Origin of the sequence: Chthonomonas sp. (assembly GCF_035294505.1) — a bacterium.
In the GTDB taxonomy this organism is placed as follows: domain Bacteria; phylum Armatimonadota; class Chthonomonadetes; order Chthonomonadales; family Chthonomonadaceae; genus Chthonomonas.
Genome location: NZ_DATGKU010000185.1, coordinates 1 through 5,252, shown reverse-complemented (window position 1 = coordinate 5,252; position 5,252 = coordinate 1). Strand labels below are relative to the sequence as shown.

Below are 5,252 nucleotides of genomic sequence, written 5' to 3'. Positions count from 1 at the left end.
CCGATGATTCGGCTCATCTAGCCCATGCCCCTCACGCGGATAGCGAACAAACTGTACCGGCACTTTCCGGTGCTTCAGCGCCTGGTACATCTCTTTGGAGTTGCTGATGAAGGTGTTGTCGTCCTCTTCACCGTGAATGATAAGGGTAGGCGTCTGAATACGGTCTGCATAGGTGCCCGGAGAGAGACGACGATAGATTTCGGGGTCTTCCCAATAGTAGGCTCCGAGATACTCGTAGTCCCAGCGCGAGTAGGAGGAGTTGCTGAAGTCGGTCTGAAGGTGAAAGATGCCGAAAAGGGAGATGGCGGCTTTGAAACGGTTGGTGTGCGCGATGATCCAGTTGGTCATGTAGCCTCCGTACGAACCTCCCATCACCCCCATGCGTTCGGGGTCGGCCAAACCTTCCGCAATGCACCACTCCACTCCGGCCATAATATCTTGGTAGTCCCCGCCGCCGAGGTCACGCCGGTTGGCAATGGCGAAGGCGTTGCCATAGCCCTCGCTCCCCCTGTAGTTTGGGCGCAGCACCAGATAGCCTTCGGATGCCCAAACCGGATGCATCCCGTAGCTTCGTAGCGAATTTTGCGAACAGCCCTTAGGCCCTCCATGAATGAGAAGCAGGAGGGGATAGCGCTTGCCTTCCTCGTAGTCCAAAGGATAGGTAAGCACTCCCTCAATTTCTAACCCGTCGAAGCTTTTCCAGCGTACCACCTCTTGCTTGGGCAAGAGATACTCCTCTGTAAACGCCGCATTGAGCTTGGTGAGGGGCCGTATGGGGCTTTGAAGATCGTAGAGGTAGATTTCGGGCGGAGCCTGCGCACTCTCCTCGATCCATGCCATGACGCCTCCCTCCGGCTGCAGCGCCAACTCAAACCTCGGTACCTCCGAAGAGGCCGGTAAGGGAGTGGTGGCGTGGTCAATGCGAAGCAGTTGGCTGCCCGTGCGCACGTTGGCCAATGCGAAAATGGCCGCCTCTTTGGGAGACCACTCGTAGCAGGAAAGGTCGAAATCGTAGTCCGTTAACAGGGCATATTCGGGCGCCTCAGGCAGTTTGTTCAGCCAGGGAAGTGGCTGTGTGGAGTGGGCAGTAGGCGGCAAGAGCGCTGCAGGAATGCGCATCCCAAAAAGGCTTTCGCGCGAATAAGAGAGCTTAGGGTCGAGCCAGCCTAAAAACGTCACCACATGCCCATCTGGTGACCAACGGAGATGGTATTTGCCTCCCTCCCGATCGCTAAGCAGGTGGACTGTCGGCTCGCCCTCCTCAGGAAGGGTTAACAGATAGATGTCGGCGATGTGGGCGTCGTCTGGGTCGCCCGTGCGATTGGTGATATAGCAGAGGCAGGTTCCATCGGGCGACAGCGCAAACGATTCCACTCCGGGGTCGGCAGTGAAGAGGAGTTGAGGTTTTCGTTCCTTAAGGTGGATGCGCCAAAACTGTTTTCGCGGGCGCGGCTCCGTTTCTTCAACCGCGTCTATGTGTTGCTTCTGATAGTCACGTTTCGCGTTGGCGATAGGCTCCGGCCTTGGCTCAGCGGTGAGAAAGAGAATGGTCTCGGCGTCTGGGAACCAGGCGTAGCTTTCGACACCCTCCTTCGCCTGGGTAAGACGGAAGGCCTCCCCTCCTTCCAAAGGCAGAATCCAAATTTGCGCGGTTCGTTCTTCTTCCTCGTTGTCTTCTTCTTGTCCACCTTCTGGGCGTTCGGAGAGAAAGGCGAGGTAGCGCCCGTCCGGCGACCATCTAGGTTCGCGTTCGCCTTCCTTTGCAAAGGTGAGCTGGCGAACGTTTTCGTCTGGCTCCTCCTCTTCGTTCTCGGTTGGCGGCCCCTGCTCGGCCAGCCAGATATGGCGGTTCCAGCGGCTCTCTTCAAAGTCGGCCTCTTCAAGTACAAAGGCGACGCTATGCCCATCCGGGTGAACTTGGGGGCAACTCAGCCGTTTGATTTCGAGCAGGGCACGCGGGGTAAGCCGCCGTTTTGATGTCGCTTCGTTAGGGCTTTTTTGCATAGGGTGGGATGTTTGTCTCCTCAAAAACAAGGCAGGGTTGGGCATTGGGTAGAGGCGTGTGCAGACGGTTTAGAACCGCCTCACGCAGTTGCGCCTGGGGGGCCGGCATAGGGTAGCGGGAAAGCGCTTCCGAGGTGACCCATGCTTTGGGCCGCTCTTCCTTTGGGACCACCGAGGTGGTGGGGCGCATAAGATAGCCGTAGAGGGTTATCCGATAGTGCATCACGCCGTGCTTGATTCGAGTAAGCGGCGCAACCTGGCCCTGGGCAGCTCTGAACGCCTTAGGCTCTAGGGCCTCCACCTCCAGACCGGCCACCTCACGGGCAGCTCGATGGGCGCCTTCAAGAGGCGTTTCCCCAGTTCCACAAACCACACGCGGAAACTCCCAAAGGCCTCCCCAAAGGCCATGCGGTGGACGCTGCACAATAAGCCAGGCCCCTTCCTCGTTGCAGATGAGGGCGCTGCTGTGAACTGTCGGTATCGAGCGCTTACCGGAAGGCGTTTCCGGCCAGGCAGTTGGATCGGGGGTATTGCCGGCCACACAATCTGCCAGTAACGGGCACTGTTCACAGCGCGGATCGGAGGGAATGCAGACGAGGGAGCCAAGCTCCATAAGCGCCTGGTTGAAGGCGCCGGGCTCGTTTTCGGGTACAAGCTGCTGTGCCAAGTGCCAAAGGCGCGCTTGCGTGGAGGCGCTGTGCAAGTTGCCGCTTACGCCGAACAGGCGCGACAGCACGCGGGCTACGTTGGCGTCTACAAGCGGATAGGGCTGATTAAAGGCGATGGAGCGAATGGCCCCCGCCGTGTAACGCCCTACTCCGGGCAGGCTTTCAATGGCGCCCGGCTCGGTTGGCAGCTCGCCGTTATAGCGTTCAACGAGGATTTGGGCGGCCCGATGCAAATTGCGGGCGCGCGCGTAGTAGCCTAACCCCGCCCAATAACGCAGCACCTCCTCTAAGGAGGCCTCGGCCAAGGCCTTCACCGTGGGAAAACGCTCCATAAAGCGAAGATAGTAAGGAATAACGGTGGCAACTTGGGTCTGTTGCAGCATGATCTCAGAGACCCAAACGCCGTAGGGCGAAGCACCACGCCAAGGGAGGTCGCGCTTATTCTGCAAATACCACGCTAGCAGTTTGGTAACGATGCGTTCGCGCAGATCGTTTGTAATCGGCGCTTCAGAGGCAGCTTCCATATTGCACGATTATACCCTTTGCGTCAGCTTGCCGGTCTCCCCTCCCCCTGATAGGTGGAGAGGGGGCTGTCCGGTGAGATAAACAACTGTCATTCCGAACCGGAGACGAGATAAACAACTGTCATTCCGAGCCGACACCACAACTGTCATTTCGAGCCGACACCACAACTGTCATTTCGAGCCGCAGGCGAGAAATCTTGCATTTCAATTCCCACCGGCTCTGAGGGGCAGGGGGCTGTAAAGACTGCTGATCTTGCGGCTCTAGAGGCAATTCCTTAGAGCAAGCCTATCTTATACGCCCCCTATCCCATCCTTTCGTCTTGCAGACAGCAACGCAGCGGCCAGAGAGATAGGCTTTGAAGGAAACGGTTTTGGCCGCTGGGGCGTTTATTGTCTCTTACTTATGGGAGAAAGGGGGCGGTTGTGGTTAGTCTCCAGATGACAACTCATCAACAGAAACCGCTGGTGAACTTGTTGGTCTCCCCTCTCCCAAATAGGGGGAGGGGAAGGGCGCCCTGCCCCAGAAAATCTTGCGATTTTCTGGGGACCCCTTGTCGGCCTTGAGGGGAGTGGGGGGTGGGGGCTTGAAGAGCCGGCGATATAACTGTCATTCCGAACCGGAGACGAGATAAACAACTGTCATTCCGAGCCGACACCACAACAGTCATTTCGATCCGACACCACAACTGTCATTCCGAGCCGACACCACAACTGTCATTTCGAGCCGCAGGCGAGAAATCTTGCATTTCCATTCCCATCGGTTAGGGAGGAGCTAGCGCGCAGCGATGCACTGGGAGGTTATTGTGTCTTATTGGAAAAAGGAGCTATTGTGTCTGGTTTCCCAAAGGTAAGCATATCGTAGGCAACCGCGAACTAGCCTGCTCTTCCCGCTCCCAAAATGGGGGTAGGTCCTTTGAGAAGCGCCCACCGCCAGGTGCCCCCTGTAGAAGGCAAGGGGTAGAAAGGTACAGTTCAACTTGCCTCTGGATAGGAGCCGAGCACACGCACAAAAAGCGAATGCTCCTTCAAAAGATTGAGAGCTTTGGAAACGGCCATGTCCTTTACATGCCCTTGAAGGTCTACATAGAAGAAGTACTGCCAGGGAGCGCTGCGGGTAGGCCGCGTTTCAATCATCGTAAGGTTCACATCGTACTTTTCGAAGGCGTTCAGCGCATGGGCTAACTCGCCGGCTCGATTGGGCACGGTAAAGATGAGGGAGGTTTTGTCTTTCCCGGTGGGTTCCGGCTCGTTGTAACCCAGCACCAAAAAGCGCGTACGGTTCGTGGGATCGTCTTCGATATGTTCACACAGAATGGGTAGGTCGTATTTTTCTGCCGCAAGGTAGGTGGCGATAGCCGCGCTTTCTGGGTCACGAGAGGCAAGCTCGGCAGCCTTTGCCGTGCTCGAAGCCTCTATCTCCTCCACATGGGGCAAGTGGTTGCGCAGCCATTGGCGGCACTGGGCGAGCGGTTGAAAATGCGAGTAGAGCCTTTTTATCTCCTCCAAAGCGGTGCAGCGCGACAAAAGGTTGTGATAGATCGGCTGATAGATCTCCCACACCACCCGAAGATTGGAGTTTAGGAACGAGTCGAGCGTTTCCGGAACGGCACCGGCCCACGAGTTTTCCACAGGCACCACGCCGTAATCACAGAGGCCACGCTCCACCTGAGCAAACACCTCCGCAATGCGTTCCACCGGCACAAATTCCGACGAGGAGCCGAAGCGCGCTATGCCGGCCAAATGGCTGAAGGTGCCTTCCGGACCTAAGAAGGCCACCGTAAGCGGCTTTTCGAGCGCACGGCAAGCAGAGATGATCTCTCGATAGATGGCCCGCACGGCATGTGCCTCCAGAGGGCCGGGATTCATCTGAACCAAGCGCCGAAAAACAGTATGCTCCCTTTCTGGGGTAAAATAGTGTGATCGCGTTCGTGATTTGGCATGCCCGATCTGACGGGCAAGCTCTGCACGGCGATTCAGCAGGTGCAAAATCTGTTCGTCAATCTGGTCAATCTCTTTGCGCCATTCCGGCAAGCTCATCGTTGGGTTTCACCTCGTT

3 protein-coding genes are annotated in these 5,252 nt (G+C 57.0%); all 3 read right to left on the bottom strand.

The features are described 5' to 3' along the window. A partial coding sequence (locus tag VKV18_RS11405; RefSeq protein WP_324204330.1) for a S9 family peptidase occupies nucleotides 1–2,004 on the bottom strand: 2,004 nt, incomplete at its 3' end. Next, entirely contained in the window at nucleotides 1,988–3,196 is a 1,209-nt protein-coding gene (gene mutY / locus VKV18_RS11400) for an A/G-specific adenine glycosylase (protein ID WP_324204329.1), read from the bottom strand. The genes VKV18_RS11405 and mutY, both read right to left, overlap by 17 nt. Nucleotides 3,197–4,168: 972 nt before the next feature. Continuing rightward, nucleotides 4,169–5,233: a prephenate dehydratase gene (gene pheA, locus VKV18_RS11395; RefSeq protein ID WP_324204328.1), complete on the bottom strand. Its 1,065-nt coding sequence runs from the start codon at nucleotides 5,231–5,233 to the stop codon at nucleotides 4,169–4,171. Between the last annotated feature and the right edge of the window lie 19 nt (nucleotides 5,234–5,252).